14 protein-coding genes are annotated in these 16,141 nt (G+C 46.6%); 10 read left to right on the top strand and 4 right to left on the bottom strand.

The features are described from left to right. Positions 1-8 precede the first annotated feature (8 nt). Entirely contained in the window at positions 9-1,517 is a 1,509-nt protein-coding gene (locus tag ABD031_RS15620) for a xylulokinase (protein WP_343853107.1), read from the top strand. A 41-nt stretch (positions 1,518-1,558) separates the two neighbouring features. Continuing rightward, complete coding sequence (xylA, locus tag ABD031_RS15615; RefSeq protein WP_343853106.1) at positions 1,559-2,872, top strand: xylose isomerase; 1,314 nt, start codon at positions 1,559-1,561, stop codon at positions 2,870-2,872. A gap of 272 nt (positions 2,873-3,144) precedes the next feature. Here the strand turns inward: xylA and ABD031_RS15610 are convergent, their stop codons facing one another. Beyond that, a complete protein-coding gene (locus tag ABD031_RS15610; protein ID WP_343853105.1) occupies positions 3,145-3,600 on the bottom strand; it encodes a DUF6855 family protein in 456 nt (151 codons plus the stop codon). A 132-nt stretch (positions 3,601-3,732) separates the two neighbouring features. Here ABD031_RS15610 and ABD031_RS15605 point away from each other — a divergent pair, with 132 nt between their 5' ends. Continuing rightward, complete coding sequence (locus tag ABD031_RS15605) at positions 3,733-4,686, top strand: phytanoyl-CoA dioxygenase family protein (protein ID WP_343853097.1); 954 nt, start codon at positions 3,733-3,735, stop codon at positions 4,684-4,686. Between the two features lie 194 nt (positions 4,687-4,880). On the opposite strand, the gene ABD031_RS15600 is transcribed toward ABD031_RS15605, so the two are convergent. Beyond that, entirely contained in the window at positions 4,881-5,927 is a 1,047-nt protein-coding gene (locus ABD031_RS15600) for a zinc-binding metallopeptidase family protein (protein WP_343853096.1), read from the bottom strand. A gap of 266 nt (positions 5,928-6,193) precedes the next feature. Here ABD031_RS15600 and ABD031_RS15595 point away from each other — a divergent pair, with 266 nt between their 5' ends. Beyond that, on the top strand, positions 6,194-7,477 hold the full coding sequence (locus ABD031_RS15595) for a NupC/NupG family nucleoside CNT transporter (protein ID WP_343853095.1): 1,284 nt from the start codon (positions 6,194-6,196) through the stop codon (positions 7,475-7,477). Between the two features lie 242 nt (positions 7,478-7,719). Here the strand turns inward: ABD031_RS15595 and ABD031_RS15590 are convergent, their stop codons facing one another. Next, on the bottom strand, positions 7,720-8,421 hold the full coding sequence (locus tag ABD031_RS15590) for a molecular chaperone DnaJ (RefSeq protein WP_343853094.1): 702 nt from the start codon (positions 8,419-8,421) through the stop codon (positions 7,720-7,722). A gap of 191 nt (positions 8,422-8,612) precedes the next feature. Between ABD031_RS15590 and ABD031_RS15585 the strand changes: the two genes are divergently transcribed. The 6 genes from ABD031_RS15585 (at position 8,613) to ABD031_RS15560 (ending at position 14,899) form a co-directional block, all read left to right on the top strand. After that, the gene (locus ABD031_RS15585; protein WP_343853093.1) at positions 8,613-9,020 is read left to right on the top strand and encodes a DUF4332 domain-containing protein; all 408 of its coding nucleotides are present in this window, start codon (positions 8,613-8,615) and stop codon (positions 9,018-9,020) included. 85 nt (positions 9,021-9,105) lie between these two features. Beyond that, the gene (locus ABD031_RS15580; protein WP_343853092.1) at positions 9,106-10,647 is read left to right on the top strand and encodes a helicase HerA-like domain-containing protein; all 1,542 of its coding nucleotides are present in this window, start codon (positions 9,106-9,108) and stop codon (positions 10,645-10,647) included. 34 nt (positions 10,648-10,681) lie between these two features. Further along, a complete protein-coding gene (locus tag ABD031_RS15575; protein WP_343853091.1) occupies positions 10,682-11,896 on the top strand; it encodes a BaiN/RdsA family NAD(P)/FAD-dependent oxidoreductase in 1,215 nt (404 codons plus the stop codon). Further along, positions 11,893-12,237: a hypothetical protein gene (locus ABD031_RS15570; protein ID WP_343853090.1), complete on the top strand. Its 345-nt coding sequence runs from the start codon at positions 11,893-11,895 to the stop codon at positions 12,235-12,237. The genes ABD031_RS15575 and ABD031_RS15570 overlap by 4 nt, the downstream gene beginning before the upstream one ends. A gap of 134 nt (positions 12,238-12,371) precedes the next feature. After that, positions 12,372-13,334, top strand: a complete 963-nt coding sequence (locus ABD031_RS15565; protein ID WP_343853089.1) for a YheT family hydrolase — start codon at positions 12,372-12,374, stop codon at positions 13,332-13,334. A 44-nt stretch (positions 13,335-13,378) separates the two neighbouring features. Continuing rightward, positions 13,379-14,899 (top strand): FMN-binding glutamate synthase family protein, encoded by a 1,521-nt coding sequence (locus ABD031_RS15560; protein ID WP_343853088.1) that lies wholly within the window; start codon positions 13,379-13,381, stop codon positions 14,897-14,899. Between the two features lie 4 nt (positions 14,900-14,903). Here ABD031_RS15560 and lhgO read toward each other — a convergent pair whose 3' ends face one another. Next, positions 14,904-16,106 carry an L-2-hydroxyglutarate oxidase gene (lhgO, locus tag ABD031_RS15555; RefSeq protein WP_343853087.1) on the bottom strand — a complete coding sequence of 401 codons (1,203 nt, stop codon included), beginning with the start codon at positions 16,104-16,106 and terminating at the stop codon, positions 14,904-14,906. Between the last annotated feature and the right edge of the window lie 35 nt (positions 16,107-16,141).

The following is a 16,141-nucleotide window of genomic DNA, read 5'->3' as shown; positions in this document are numbered from 1 at the left end:
AATTAAGAATGAGAAGATTACTATTGGGCCTTGACATAGGAAGTTCCTCTATCAAGGCTTCATTACTTGACGCAACTACGGGTAAATCGATCGCCTCTAAGGCTTTTCCCGAAGAGGAAATGGGTATCAATGCCCCTGAAACTGGCTGGGCGGAACAAGACCCGGAGATGTGGTGGAAGTACATAAAGGAAACCACTGCCTTTGTTCTCAATAAATCTGAAGTTAAATCCGGCGAACTCAAAGGCATCGGCATCGCCTATCAGATGCACGGACTCGTCTGTGTGGACAAAGATCAAAATGTCTTGCGACCCTCCATCATCTGGTGCGACAGCCGTGCGGTTTCAATCGGAGAAAAGGCCTTTATGGCGCTCGGAGAGGATTATTGTCTGCCGCATTTACTGAATTCGCCAGGAAATTTCACCGCTTCCAAACTTCGCTGGGTGATTGAAAATCAGCCGGAAGTTGCCGCCAAGATTCATAAGATTATGCTTCCGGGCGATTACATTGCCATGAAGCTGAGCGGTGAAATTCTTACTTCCGAAACCGGACTTTCCGAGGGGATCTTTTGGGATTTTAAAGAAAATGGGCTGAGCGAAAAGCTGCTCAAGCAAATGGAAATCCCAAAAGAATGGATTCCACAAGCGGTTCCTTCTTTCTCCGTTCAGGGAAAAGTAACGGCAGCAGCTGCCAAAGAAACCGGTCTTGAAGCTGGCGTACCGATTTCCTATCGGGCAGGCGACCAACCGAACAACGCCTTTTCTCTTCAGGTATTAAAACCCGGAGAACTTGCTACCACTGCGGGCACCTCAGGGACGGTTTATGGGGTTTGCGACTCGCCACTTTACGATCCAAATTCCCGCGTCAATACCTTTGTACACGTCAACCACTCAGAGAAAAAACCTTCCTATGGTGTTTTGCTTTGTGTAAATGGCACAGGGATTCTAAACTCCTGGCTGAAGAAAGTCATGGGTGGAAAGTGGATATCCTACGAAGAAATGAACGCGATTGGCAATGGTGCAACGATCGGATCTGAAGGATTGGTGTTCATTCCCTTTGGAAATGGCGTCGAGCGAATCATGCAAAACAAACCCGTCGGCGCACACCTGCTTGGGCTTGACCTGTTAAAACACGACCGAAAGCATCTGGTACGTGCTGCACAGGAGGGAATCGTGGCGTCTCTGACTTATGGATTTCACATAATGAAATCTATGGGCATGAATCTCAATACAGTAAAGGCCGGTCGGGCAAATATGTTTCTCAGTCCCTTATTCAGAAAGACGTTTGTTCAGATGAATGAGGTAAATTTGGAACTCTACGATACAGACGGTGCGCAGGGTGCCGCAAGAGGTGCGGGGATTGGAGCCGGAGTTTTTGCTTCTGAAAAGGAGGCCTTCGAAGGCCTGGAGCTATTGGAGACGATGGAACCCAATCCGAACTTTAGTCAGCCCTACATGGATGCTTATTTCCATTGGGAAGATAAGCTTAATGAATTGCTCAAATCCGGGATCGCCGGATAGAATCCTGAAAACCTATTTTACCTATTATAACCAATTAAATTATGTCTAAAACCTATTTCCCAAACATCGGCAAGATCAAGTTTGAAGGCCGTGAAAGTGAAAACCCATTGGCTTTTCGTTTTTACGACGAAAACCGCGTAGTAGCAGGCAAGTCCATGAAGGAACACTTTAAGTTTGCCATCGCTTACTGGCATTCCTTCTGTGCCACTGGCGCCGATCCTTTTGGCCCAGGCACCATTAACCACGCATGGGATGCCAGCCCGGATCCGATCCAACGAGCAAAGGACAAGATGGACGCAGCTTTCGAGTTTTTTACCAAAATCGGAGCTGAATACTATTGTTTCCACGACATCGACTTGATCGATGATGCGGCGACTTTGGAAGAGTACGAGGAAAGAATGAAACTCATCACCGACTACGCACTGGAAAAGCAGAAGGCGACGGGTATGAAATTGCTTTGGGGCACTGCCAACGTATTCAGCAATCCGCGCTACATGAACGGCGCATCGACCAATCCGAACTTTGATGTGCTTGCTTTCGCAGGTACTCAAGTGAAAAATGCGATCGACGCGACGATCAAATTGGGTGGTGAGAACTACGTGTTCTGGGGCGGTCGTGAAGGCTACATGTCTTTGCTCAATACCGATATGAAGCGTGAGAAAGAACACTTGGCGAGATTCCTCACCATGGCCAGAGACTATGCACGCAAGAATGGCTTCAAAGGAACTTTTTTCATCGAGCCTAAACCGATGGAGCCTACCAAGCACCAATACGATTTCGACTCAGAGACCGTGATCGGCTTCTTGCGTCACTATGGCCTGGACAAGGATTTCAAATTGAATATCGAAGTGAACCACGCGACTTTGGCGGGTCATACCTTTCAGCACGAGCTTCAGGCGGCCGCAGATGCAGGAATGTTGGGCAGTATAGATGCGAACAGAGGTGATTACCAAAACGGTTGGGATACCGATCAATTTGCGCTAAACCTGCAAGAATTGGCAGAAGCACAGTTGGTCATCTTGGCTGCTGGAGGACTTCAAGGCGGCGGTGTAAACTTCGACGCGAAGATTCGTAGAAACTCTACTGATGTCGAAGATTTGTTCTTGGCGCATATCGGTTCCATGGATGCCTTTGCGAGAGGGTTATTGATCGCAGCGGACATTATGGAAAAGTCCGACTACTTGGAAAGAAGAAAGACCCGCTATGCCAGCTATGACTCAGGAAAAGGAAAAGACTTCGAAGCCGGCAAGCTGACTTTGGAAGATCTCCGTGCTCACGCCCTCGCTTCGGGCGAACCGGCTACGATCAGCGGCAAGCAGGAATACTTTGAAAATCTGGTCAACCGATTTATCTAGTCTGACTGACCTAATTTTAGGAATCCCGGGGTGAAAGCCTCGGGATTTTTTTGTCTATTTTTCACAGTGGAGAAAGCTGAAAGCCCCTTAGAGAACTGCCACAAAGTACTTTCTGTTAAAGAGTAGGGGTTTATAGCAATAACTTGATCTGAGAAACAAAACTCTCACTAAGCGCTTCACTCGATTTGAAACGGTGTTAGCCCCGATTTTCTTGTCCGCAAACTCCAATCTTTTGGCTAGGTGCTGTTATTGGTTCGTCAAGGTCAGCAGAGTCACGTTGCCCTCATTTTATTTCCCCTTGCATCGTGGGTCACTTCTGCAAGTCCAAGTTTCTCCATTAACGGAGGGATATACATCCCAAACCGCCCACGAAGTCCTTTTTTTAGTCCATACCAACCACCGTTTGGATTATTTTCCGAACGCCCCCAAGCTTCAACTGTTCCTTCTTTTGCAGGCTTTTGTTCGTCTGCACTTCCGAGTTCCATCCAATCCCCATGCGCTTTTAGCATGGCTTGTAGGTCGGTCAAGCATTTTAGGTCATAAATAAGCGTCGTCTTGCCAACGATGCACATAATCACTTCTTTGCCGTCTTTTACATCTTTATACATTTCGTAGTCAGATGTCAATGGAGGGGTTTTTAATTTCCACGGATTTTCTTTTGTTCCTTCAGCTGCCATTGCTCGAGAGTGTTGAGTGTGATGATTTTTCAATAGTTTTTTTAAATCCAAAGCATATTAGTCAATTTGGATTTGAAGTCGGGCAATGAACCTTTAATCATTGAGAGTGCGACCCGGGAAGTGAAAATAGCGTTTTACTGGTTATAACTGAAACGAATCGATCATCAACCAAACGATTAGCGTATGATGGACTTAATACTTGGAGCACATATCGCAATCCCTGGAAATCCCAGTACTCCGGAGAGCAACAGTGATCTGGATAAAATGAGCGCAGTGCGTTCACATTCGCTGCGGGTTTTGACGGAGGAGGATTGGTCTTTTTGGAAGCAAAATGGCTATATCGTGATCAAAAATGCCGTGCCCAAAGAACAAGTGGAAAAGACGGCGGCCTTCCTCTGGGAGTTTGAGGAAAAGGAGCCCAATGATCCAGCAACCTGGTACACTCCGCCACGCGCGGAAATTCAGATGAAGGAACTCATTAATACCGGCATGGTGGAAGTTTACAATAATCAGTGTCTTTGGGACAATCGTCAGTATCCCAAAATCCATCAGGCCTTTGCGGATATCTGGGGCACCGAAAAACTCTGGGTGTCGATTGATCGGGCGAACCTGAATTTCCCCATCCGACCAGGTCATGAATATAATGCATTCATCCACTGGGACTATGATCCAGAGACCAAGCCACAGAATGTGCAGGGCGTTTTGGCACTGGCGGATCAGACTGACCCTGATATGGGGGGCTTCCAGTGTGTCCCGGAATTGTATCGAAACTACGACACCTGGAAACTTAACCAACCTCCAGATCGAGATCGCTACAAGCCGGATACCACTGGCTTCGAACCGGTAAAAGTTCCGATGGAAGCAGGGGATTTATTGATCTTTCACAGCACGCAGCCTCATGGAATTCGTGCAAATCGAAGTATGGGTAAGGTTCGCATGGCTCAGTATATTTCAATGATGCCAGCTCAGGAAGAAAATACTTCACTAAAAGAATGGCGGATTTCTTCTTGGAAAAACCGCATTGCACCGGAAGGCTATGCATTTCCGGGCGATCCGAGAAATTTGGAACAAACGAGGTATCCACAAGCCGAACTGAGCCCTCTGGGCAAGAAGCTGTTGGGATTGGAGAAGTGGTGAAGGCAGGTTGATGCAGCCACTTTCTTCCGATTATTTTCTTTGAATTAGAAACTATTCGGTACGAAATTTAAATTTGCGTTCTAGATTTAATTTTCTACACGTAAAAATGACTCCAATAAACTCCAGCGGGTGCAGATTTGTTTCTGTTGGCCAATCGTCCCGATTTTTTCGGAAACAGAACCAGGTTTTGATACTCACCTCGCCTTCATCACCAATTCGTGAATTGTTTTCATCTTTTCGACTACAGGCTGACTGACCACAAAGGGATAGGCATCTGGTACGCCCATTGATCGGTTTAAGCTGTTAAGGGCAAAAGAAGCCGGTATCCACGATCTAAAGATCCTGTCGAATCTAGAAACTTTGTAAGGATCGGTTCGAATAGCCGAGCGGGTGTTGACGGAACTTAACCTGGGTTTTGTCGATATGTCAAAATAGTAGGCAGTCTCTGCCATGTCCATGATGTGTAGGTAATGTGCCCAGCTTTCTGCCCAATCTTCCCAGGGATGGGCTGTGGCATATTCGCTGATATGGTGTTGTTGCCAATCGGCCGAAGCGCCGTTTTGGTAATAGAGATTAAGTGCTTCTCCGTAGTCAACTCGCTCGTCGCCAAATACTTTTCTGAAGTATTTCAGCCGTTTCGCGTTTGGTGCAACTAGTAGATCCCAAAAATAATGTCCGACTTCATGCCGGAAATGCCCGATAAGCGTTCGGTAGGGTTCAGACATCTGTCTTCTCATGAGCTCACGGTGCACCGAATCGGCCTCAGATAATAGGATCGTAACCACGCCGCCCGCATGCCCAGTCATTATACTGGAATCTTCTTTTTGTGAAATAAAGTCAAAACAAAGGCCACTTTCCTGATCGGAAGTACGATTTACAAAGGGGAGCTTTAGCCTCTCCAGCTGGTAGACTAAGCGATGCTTTGCTTCTTCCAGCTTTTGCCATTTTTTGAAATTTTCTTGATCGGATAGATCGGGGATTGTCCGGTTGAGGGCGCAGGCGACGCAAAATTCCTCGTCATGCGCAGCTGGGATCAACCAGTTGCAAACGGAGAATTCATGATTTTTACAGTACCGATAAGCCTCTTTTTCTCGGTCTGAGATCATGGGATCTTCGGTGGATGCAAAAGTCAACATCTGTAGGTTTGAGACAGAAAATCCACAAAAGTGTCCACACTTTTCACAGCTTGTATTCTCAAAGAAGAGTGGGTTGGAGCAGTTGCTACATTCAAAAATTTTCATTTTCCTATAGTTTTACGGTTTTAGCGTACAAAAGGTAACCAGTTTCCCCTTGTTTGGTTTGGGAAAGATTCAGGGTAATACCAACGCTCGGTACCAACACGAATGCCATTTTTTTCGGGCTTACGTATTCGGCTTTTCTGTTTTAATTTTCAAAGCTTAGCCGCCTGTCATCTGAAATTAGAAAATCCCCTTGGATCAGAAATTCATCATTTTTTTCTTGCTTCGGTTTGGGCTATTTTTAGCGCTTCGTATTTTAACTGAATTGCATGGAATATTTGAGAGGAGTCTTAGGACTTGCGATCATCGTGGTGATAGCATACTTCTTTTCTAACAACCGGAGAAGAATAGACTGGCGACTTGTAGCAATCGGGATTTTACTGCAATTAGTTTTTGGTATTTTGATAACCAAGGTTGAATTTGTCAGAGTAGGCTTTGAGACGCTTTCTCAGGGATTCGTTAAGTTTTTGAGTTTCAGTGAGGCTGGCGCGACGTTTATTTTTGGGGACCTTGCTGGAAATACCTTTGGTTTTATATTCGCATTCAAAGTATTGCCGACGATCATCTTCTTTTCGACAGTCTCAGCGGGATTGTATTACTTGGGTATTTTGCAAAAAATCGTTTTTGGAATCGCCTGGGTAATGGCACGTACGATGCGTCTCTCTGGCCCGGAATCGCTTTCTGCAGCTGGAAATATCTTTCTCGGACAGACTGAAGCCCCGCTTTTGGTACGCCCATTCATCCCCACGATGAGTAAATCCGAACTGATGTGCCTGATGACAGGTGGGATGGCTACGATTGCAGGAGGTGTGCTGGCGGGCTATGTAGCATTTCTCGGTGGAGATAGCTTGGAGGAGCAAAGCAAATTTGCGGCTTACCTGCTAGGGGCTAGTATCATGAACGCTCCGGCGGCGATTGTTCTTTCGAAGATTTTTATCCCAGAAACAGAAAAGGAAATCGTCCAAGACAAGCTCGAAGTCAATAAGGAAGCCATGGGGGTAAACCTGATAGATGCAATGTCGATCGGCGCGGCGGAAGGGTTGAAACTTGCGCTGAACGTCGGTGGCATGCTGTTGGCGTTTATCGCCGTGATCGCAGCGATTAACTACTGCCTGAGCGGTTTGATCGGGGAATACACCGGGTTGAACGCTTTCGTCGAAAACTCCACCAATGGACAGTTCAAAGGCTTTTCTCTTGAATATATCTTTGGGCAAATGTTTAGGGTGTTTGCTTGGGTGATCGGAGTGGATTGGGTAGATACCCTGCAGATAGGGAGTCTTCTGGGGCAAAAGACTGTCATCAACGAGTTTGTGGCTTATTTGAGCCTTGCGGAGATGAAAGAGGCCGGCACCTTGAATTCTAAATCCATTGTGATCGCTACTTATGCGCTTTGTGGATTTTCTAATTTCAGTTCCATCGCGATTCAGCTAGGAGGTATATCCATCATTGCTCCCAACCAACAAGGCAATCTCAGTCGACTGGGCTTTATCTCGTTGGCAGCATCATCGCTAGCTTGCTTGATGACAGCCACGGTTGCAGGAATGTTGTTTTGAACAGTCAGACCTAAGTATCAAGAACTCAGACGCAAGATACCAGAATCACGAGATTTGGCGCCAACAGCCAATTGATAGTAAACAGCTAGGAATGAGTTTTTTAGGTTGGGGGGCGAAAGCAAAATGATCGGACAGCGAAGTTTCATGCAACTTCGTACGCAGGCACCGGTGGCTACTTATTATTTCCCAAACATCCTTTCCACTCACAAATATCACTGAAGTGGGGACACCGGATGATTAATCTATTTGCCTGCTTCGCCTTTATGCTCGTGTGGCTCATGATCACACAGGGTGTCTGAAGTAATCTTACCCGCTCCGGAACAGGTTTTGCAATCAGTGACATCGGTGCCTGAGCCTTCGCATTCGGGGCAGGTCAGGCGGCCTTTGCCTGCACATCGTTCGCACTCAAAATACTCGACGATGTTAAACACGTTCACTTTCCGGATCATCCCAGAGGCGGCGCATCTGCTGCACCCAACGATCCTTTTTGATTTGCAATAGTCACACACTTGTTCAATCTGCTTGGATCCATCACAAGTGAAGCAGACCTCGTAGCGGTATCCACGGCGATCACAGAGTTGGCAAGCTTGAATCGAGGCAATAGGTTCTTTTAGTTTCGTCTGTAGCTGTTTAGCGCCTTCATAATTCTCTCCCTTGAATCCGGTTAATTCGAGATATTTATTTAGAAAGTTCGAACTGTTGTCGTATTGGCCCAATTCAAACAACGTTTCGGAGAAGTAATAGGGCATCTCGTCTGGCAGAGGAAGGCCGGAATCGATCAGATTTCTGAAGATGGAGTTGGCAGTGGCATAGTCGCTTCGCTCCATTGCAGCGAGCGCACCTTTCATCCATCTGTCGGTCTGGCCGAGGTTTACCTGACTGAAACCGATAAGCGGAAGGAAAACAAAGAAAAGCAGGACTGGGATGCGGTATTGGACTGGCAAAGTCTATTCTATTTAATTCCTCGAAAACTACTTAACTCCGATTTCAACTCAAAGTTAAAATTTGCAGTCGGTCAGATCAAGATTTTGGATTTTCCGTTTTGTGTTCGAAAAATTGTAATTATTTTGGATTTAAACAGGAAGTCTGAGGGTCGGATTTTTCTTTTTTCATTTTAAATATAAACTTAAAAACGATGAGTAAGACAATCACGATGATCGAGGGAATCGGAGAGGTATTCAAAGGAAAACTGGCCGAAGCAGGAATAACCAGCGTGGAGGGGCTTTTGGAAAAAGGTGGAGCCAAATCGGGTCGAAAATCAATTGCTGCAAGTTCTGGAATTGACGAGGGAAAAATCCTCGATTGGGTAAACATGGCAGATCTTTTCAGAATCAATGGAATCGGAAGCCAATTTGCTGAATTGCTAAAGGCTGCCGGAGTGGACACTGTTAAGGAATTGCGAACCAGAAACGCGGAAAACCTGCATGCAGCGCTGACCAAAACGCAGGAAGAAAAAGGGCTGACCAAGGTTGTACCACCCTTGTCCAAAGTCGAGGATTTTATAGCACAGGCGAAAGCACTCGACCCGAAGGTAACTCACTGATCGAGCAATTAGAGTTTTACAGCTATCTAAAACCTTGAGGAGACTCAGGGTTTTTTTGTAGTTTGGAATGCAAATCTTTCCACCAATGAGTAAAATAGATCAGTTTAGAACACACCTAGCCGAAGGTCAGGTATTTAAAAAAGACTTTATCGTCCTAGGCTCAGGGATTTTAGATGGTAGTCCTGTTCCAGGGGCGCAGGTCAAAGTTCCACTTAAGACGATGAATCGCCACGGACTGATTGCCGGAGCGACCGGCACTGGAAAAACCAAAACACTTCAGGTCATTGCGGAGCAGCTTTCGCTAAAAGGAGTACCATCTGTCCTGATGGACCTCAAGGGGGATCTCTCTGGGTTGGCCAAACCGGGAACAACGAATGATTTCATCTTAAATCGATCTGAAACAATTGGGGTAGAATATAGCCCACAAGGCTTGCCGGTGGAGCTGATGTCTATCTCAGAGGAAAAAGGTGTGCGCCTCAAAGCCACCGTCTCGGAGTTTGGGCCGGTATTGCTTTCACAGATTTTGGAATTGAATGATACCCAGCAGGGTGTCGTCGCATTGGTGTTTCGGTATTGCGACACCCACCATATGCCTTTGTTGGATCTTAAGGATTTCAAGCGGGTGTTGCAGTTTATTACCAATGAAGGAAAAGAGGCCATTCAAAAGGAATTTGGGCAGGTTTCCTCTGCTTCGGTCAATACGATCATGCGCAAGATTATCGAGCTGGAGCAGCAGGGAGCGGAGCGATTTTTTGGTGAAATGTCGTTTGATGTCACCGACTTTGTGCGAACCAAAGATGGAAAGGGTGTGATTTCAGTCATTCGATTGACGGATATTCAGAGTCGGCCAAAGCTGTTTTCGACATTTATGTTGAGTTTGCTTTCTGAGATCTACGAGACCTTTCCAGAGCAAGGGGATGCCGATAAGCCCAAGCTTTGCCTGTTTATCGATGAAGCGCATTTGGTCTTTGGTAATGCGTCCAAAGATCTTTTGGAAAAGATCGAAGCCATCATCAAGCTGATCAGATCTAAGGGGGTAGGTGTTTTCTTTTGCACCCAAACTCCTACTGATGTACCCGAAAATGTGTTGGGTCAGTTGGGGCTGAAAGTGCAACATGCTTTGAGAGCCTTCACAGCCAAAGACCGGAAAGCCATTACCAAAACTGCAGAGAACTATCCGGACTCGCCCTTCTATGAAACGGCGGAGGTACTGACAGCGATGGGTATCGGAGAGGCATTGGTTACTGCACTGAACGAGAAAGGAATTCCGACTCCACTTTCGCATACCCTGGTCAGAGCGCCAATCTCCCGCATGGACATTCTCACCGAACCGGAGATTGATCAATTGGTGGCCTCGTCGGATCTGGTGTACAAGTATAACAAAGATATCGATCATGACAGTGCATTCGAGATCTTGGAGCGAAAGATGCAAAGTGTGCAAGAGGCTCAAGAGAAAGCGCAACTTCCGAAGCCTTCCTCCGGAGGTCGCACTACTTCCCGTACCAAGGAAGACGAATCTTTGATTGAAGAACTGAGCAAAAACACCATGGTGAGGCAGCTCGGTCGTACCTTGTTTCGAGAATTGGCCCGTGGAATATTGGGTTCATTCACCCGTAGAAAAAGGTAATTCTAATTAATTGACTATTAACTCAATATAGAAATTGAAAGTTGCAGTAATCGGAGGCGGTGCGGCAGGTTATTTCGCAGCGATCCATGCTAGCGGACCTGGAATCGAAGTGGCGATTTTTGAGAAAACCCCCAAGCTGCTTTCCAAAGTCAAGGTCTCAGGGGGGGGCAGATGTAATGTGACCCATCGCCCGATGGAGATTTCCAAGCTGGTGAGAAATTATCCTCGGGGAGAAAAATTTCTAAAGCGCGTCTTCCGTCATTTTTCTATTTCCGACACTTTTGACTGGTTCCAATCCCGAGGCGTAGAGTTGAAGATCGAACCTGATGGAAGGGTTTTTCCCACAAGCGATTCGTCTCAATCCATCATCGATTGCCTACAAAAGGAAACCGAGCGACTGAAAATCAGGATTCACGTTTCGACTGGAATTAAAGAGCTAAACCCGATCGAGAAGGGTTTTGAACTGATCACGGAGAAGGGAGTTTTCAGGGTGGACAAAGTCATCGTCGCCTCCGGAGGACATCCCAAATCCGAGGGGTATCAATTTCTTAACTCACTCATTCACAAAGTAAATGACCCGATTCCATCTCTTTTTACTTTTAATACTCCGGGCGAGCAGCTTCGACAACTCATGGGCGTCGCTGTACCGGAGGGACTGGTGAAGATTGAAGGAACCAAGCTGAACTATCGCGGCCCGATATTGGTCACCCACTGGGGAATCAGCGGTCCGGCCGTTTTGAAGCTTTCGGCATTTGGAGCCGAATGGCTTCACGAGCATCAGTACCAAGCCCGCGCCATCGTCAATTGGAATGCGGAATATGGTGAAAATGACTATCTGGAGCAGTTCCTTAACTACGCAAAAGCGCACCCGTTGCGCAAAGTTCGCACCCATCCTTTGTTTGATATTCCCTCTCGGCTATGGGAGCATTTTTGCGACAGAGCAGAGATATACGACAACACCCTCTCTGGAAATATTACAAAAAAGAGCGTAAACAAGTTAGTTCAAAACCTTTTTTGTTATATTTTGGCTGTAAGCGGGAAAACCACCTTCAAAGAGGAATTCGTCACAGCGGGCGGGATCACTTTAGATCAGGTTGATCCCGAAAACATGCAAAGTAAGTATCACCCCAACCTATACTTTGCCGGCGAAGTTTTAAACATTGATGGAATCACAGGCGGCTTTAATTTTCAAGCTGCCTGGTCGACTGGATACCTAGCCGGAAAGTCCGTTAAAGAGAAAATGCTATGAGCAATAACCTGGAATTGAACCAACGGATTCTGGATATGGCTGAAGGAGATGATGAGTTTAGAAGTGAACTGATCTCGGCCATCTACACCGGACTAATGGAGTTGCAGACTGTCTACGCACAGGGTCGCATTGAAAAAGACAAAGTTAAAATTCAACAAATTCGTCATAAGATCAAACCTACGCTGGTTATGTTTGATTTTGATCAGGTGGCAGTTTCCCTAGAGGAAGGAAGAGAAATATTGGACGCTCAAGGCTTTGGGCTAGCATTTGAATCGCACTTCCTTTCATTTTTGATCTTGATGGATTTAGTCCTTCTGGATGTGAAGCGATTGAAAGAGTAAAAATGGGAGCACACACCCGCGGCTCCCTTTTTGTATCTATACCCTATGATGAAAAATTCTTCCGCAAAAGTATCCCTCCGTTTTTTTGCTGTGGTTATCCCTGCGTTACTTTGAGGTGAAGATTTAGTTTTCCCATGCCAATAATTCCCAGTACTTATCTGAAGCCCCCAGCCTACCTTTTCAACGGGCATCTGGAAACCATTATTCCAAGTCTGTGGAGAAAGGTCGCGGGCGTCGAGTATACAAGGGAAAAAATCGACACGCCGGATGGCGATTTTTTGAATTTGGATTGGTCAAAAGTCGGCGGTGCCAAGCTACTGATCCTATCGCATGGCCTCGAAGGAGATTCCCGGCGGCACTATGCGCTGGGCTTGGTGAAGATTTTCAACCAAAGCGGAATTGACGTACTGGTCTGGAATAATCGAACATGTGGCGGTGAGATGAACCTGAAGCCGATTCTCTATCACCATGGTGCAAGCTATGACCTAGAAACGGTGGTCGATCACGTGCTAGGACAAAATATCTATCAGGAGATTGTTCTTTCCGGCGTCAGCATGGGTGGCGCGCAGACGCTGAAGTATTTGGGAGAGAAGGGTGAGTCTCTTCCGAAAATAATCACGAAAGCGGCAGTTTATTCTACGCCCTGCAACTTAGCATCCAGTGCTGCTACACTTAAGTCACGCTCCAATCTTTTCTATAAAAATCGCTTTCTGGGCAAATTGAAAAAGAAAATGGAAGCTAAAGCAGTCCAGTTTCCGAATTTGATCGACTTGGAATTGTTGCGAAGGGTGCAGGATTTTGATGCCTTCGACACGCAGTTTACTGCGAAGCTTCACGGTTTTAAGGATGCGGCGGATTTCTACAAAACCGTCAGTGCTGACAATTGGATGGATCGGATCGCTATTCCTACCTTGATCGTCAATGCACTCAATGATCCGCTTCTTGGTGCGGAGTGCTATCCAATAAAGCTTGCTGAATCCAAGTCAAATCTCTTTCTCGAAATGCCCGAAAGGGGAGGACACACCGGTTTTTCGCTTCAGGACAAAGAATTTACTTTTGGAGAAATTAGAATCTTAGCGTTTTTGCATGGGGCTTGATTGATCGGGAATTGTTATTTTCCGAAATATAATTCCCCTGTTTTATGAGAAAATTATCATTAGTTGGCCTTGGCGTCCTTTTCTTGTCAACCTTGTTTTTCATGTGGCTGAATGACTTCGGTTCATTTAGGATCGGATACCTGATTTTGGTGGTGATCTTCCTAATTGGCTGTTTGGGTGTGTATGACGCTTTTCAGAAAAAACACGCCATCCTGAGAAACTTCCCGGTGGTGGGGCATTTCCGCTACTTCTTGGAATCAATCAGCCCTGAGATCCAGCAGTATTTCATCGAGTCTAACACCAGCGGTAGGCCGTTCAGCCGAAACCTTCGCGCCTTGGTTTATCGTCGCGCAAAAAACGTGAATGATACTCATCCTTTTGGAACCCAACGAGATATCAACATGGAAGATTATGTTGCACTTCGGCATTCGATCTATGCCAAAAATCCAGACGAGAAAGACATTCGGGTGGTGGTTGGTGGGCCAAAATGTAAACAGCCCTATTCTGCTTCTATCTTCAATATCTCGGCGATGAGCTTTGGTTCACTGAGCGGCAATGCGGTTTTGGCTCTGAATCAGGGTGCCAAAAAGGGAAATTTTTTCCATAATACCGGAGAGGGAGGGATATCGCCACATCACTTGGCTGGAGGGGATCTGTGCTGGCAGATCGGCACTGGATATTTCGGGTGTCGGAATGAACAGGGCTTTTTCGATGACGAAAAATTCAAAGAAAAAGCCGCATGGCCGCAGGTTAAGATGATTGAAATCAAGATTTCCCAAGGCGCCAAGCCAGGACACGGCGGTGTGCTGCCCGGGGTAAAAAATACCCTTGAAATAGCAGGCATTCGAGGAGTGGTCCCAGGAACAACCATCTTATCGCCACCTGCACATTCGGCTTTTTCCAACCCGGACCAGCTGGTTCAGTTCGTGCAGAGACTTCGGGATCTCTCTGGAGGAAAGCCTATAGGTTTCAAACTTTGCATCGGAAAGACAGAGGAGTTTGAGGATGTGTGTAAGGCGATGGTGGCAGTTGATATTTTACCGGATTTCATCACCATCGATGGGGCAGAGGGAGGCACGGGAGCCGCACCACTTGAGTTTTCGGACAGCGTAGGATTACCTTTGGAGCCAGCTTTAATTTTTGCCCGATTGACTTTAGTGAAATACAACCTGAAAGACAGAATCAAGTTAATCGCATCTGGCAAAGCAATCAGTGGTTTTGCAATCTTGAAAAACCTTGCATTAGGCGCAGATATGTGTAATTCGGCCAGAGGATTTATGTTCAGTCTAGGTTGTATCCAAGCGCTGCGCTGCAATACCAACGCCTGTCCGACGGGCGTCGCCACTCAGGATAAGCATTTGGAAAAAGGCCTGGTCGTGACAGATAAGTCGGAGCGTGTTTACAATTTTCACAAAAACACCGTCCATGCCGTCAAGGAGCTACTCGGCGCGACGGGGCACACTCATACCTCTGAATTGACAGTTTTGGACCTGGTGCGTGGCGATGAAATGGTAGATTTTGCGAATCGCTATTTTCCGGACTCGGTCACCCATCACTTGGAATAGCGGACTATTCAAATCTCTTCAGCGCCATGCCCGCGACGGTTCCACCAATGGCAAGAGAACTTGTAGCGGCAGGAGATGGGGCATTTAGGACATTGATTGCAAATTGAGACTCTCGAATGGCAAAGTCGTCCAATAGCCCACCGCTTCGGTCGCAGGCCTGAGCTCTCACGCCGGCACCGCCTTCGACCAGGTCGCCTTCCTGAATCTCTGGAATGAGCTCCTGAAGTGCTTTGGTGAATGCGGCTTTTGAAAACGAGCGATACATCTCTCCAAACCCGGTTTTCCAGTATTTGGCAGCGACTTTTTGAAATCCAGGCCAGGCCAGTGATTCAGCCAATTCTCCCAGATTGATTTGCGATTTTTTGTATCCTTCCCTGCGGAAAGCCAAAACGGCATTTGGACCAGCTTCCACTCCGCCCTTTTTCATTCTTGTGAAATGGACCCCGAGGAAAGGAAAATTCGGATCGGGAACTGGATAGATCAGGTTTTTGACGAGATATTCTTTTTCCTTTTTCAGCTTGAAATATTCACCTCGAAAAGGAATGATCTTGACATCGTCAATTGCAGGATCGTTCATCTGTGCAACTTTGTCGGAGTAGAGTCCGGCGCAGTTGATCACCAGCTTGGCTTCGAAAGTCTTATTTGCCGTTTCGATGTAGTTGAATCCTTTCTTTTGGCTTATCTTCAGAACTTTATGATTGAGAAAAATCTGACCTCCGTTTTGGATGATTTTTCTTCCGTAGGCCAGAGCGACCTGAATATAATCGACGATGCCGGTCTGCGGCACATGAATCGCGGCGACTCCGGCACAATGTGGCTCGTAGCCTTTCAATTCCTCCATGGTGATGTACCTAGAACCTTCCAGACCATTTTGCAGACCGCGATCCAAGAGCGTTTGCAGAAGTGGTTTTTGTTCATCTCGTGTGGCAACGACAACTTTGCCGGTGATCTCGAATGGGATCTTTTCCTCCTCACAAAATCGAATCAGCTCATGATATCCGCTGATGCAATTGGTGGCTTTAAGTGACCCCGGTTTGTAATATAAGCCCGAGTGGATGACGCCCGAATTGTTGCCGGTTTGGTGTTTTGCCAGTTGGTTTTCTTTTTCCAAAACCGCGATTTTCAGACCGGGACGTGCTTTTTGTATTTTCAACCCAGTGGCCAAGCCGACGATTCCCCCGCCGACAATTACTACATCATATGTCATTTTCAAAGTAAATTTGGTCTCAAATATACAGGTCG

Source organism: Algoriphagus jejuensis (assembly GCF_039523455.1).
GTDB classification, from domain to species: domain Bacteria; phylum Bacteroidota; class Bacteroidia; order Cytophagales; family Cyclobacteriaceae; genus Algoriphagus; species Algoriphagus jejuensis.
Note: the sequence above shows the minus strand (reverse complement) of the source record. Positions and strands in the feature narration are given on the sequence as shown.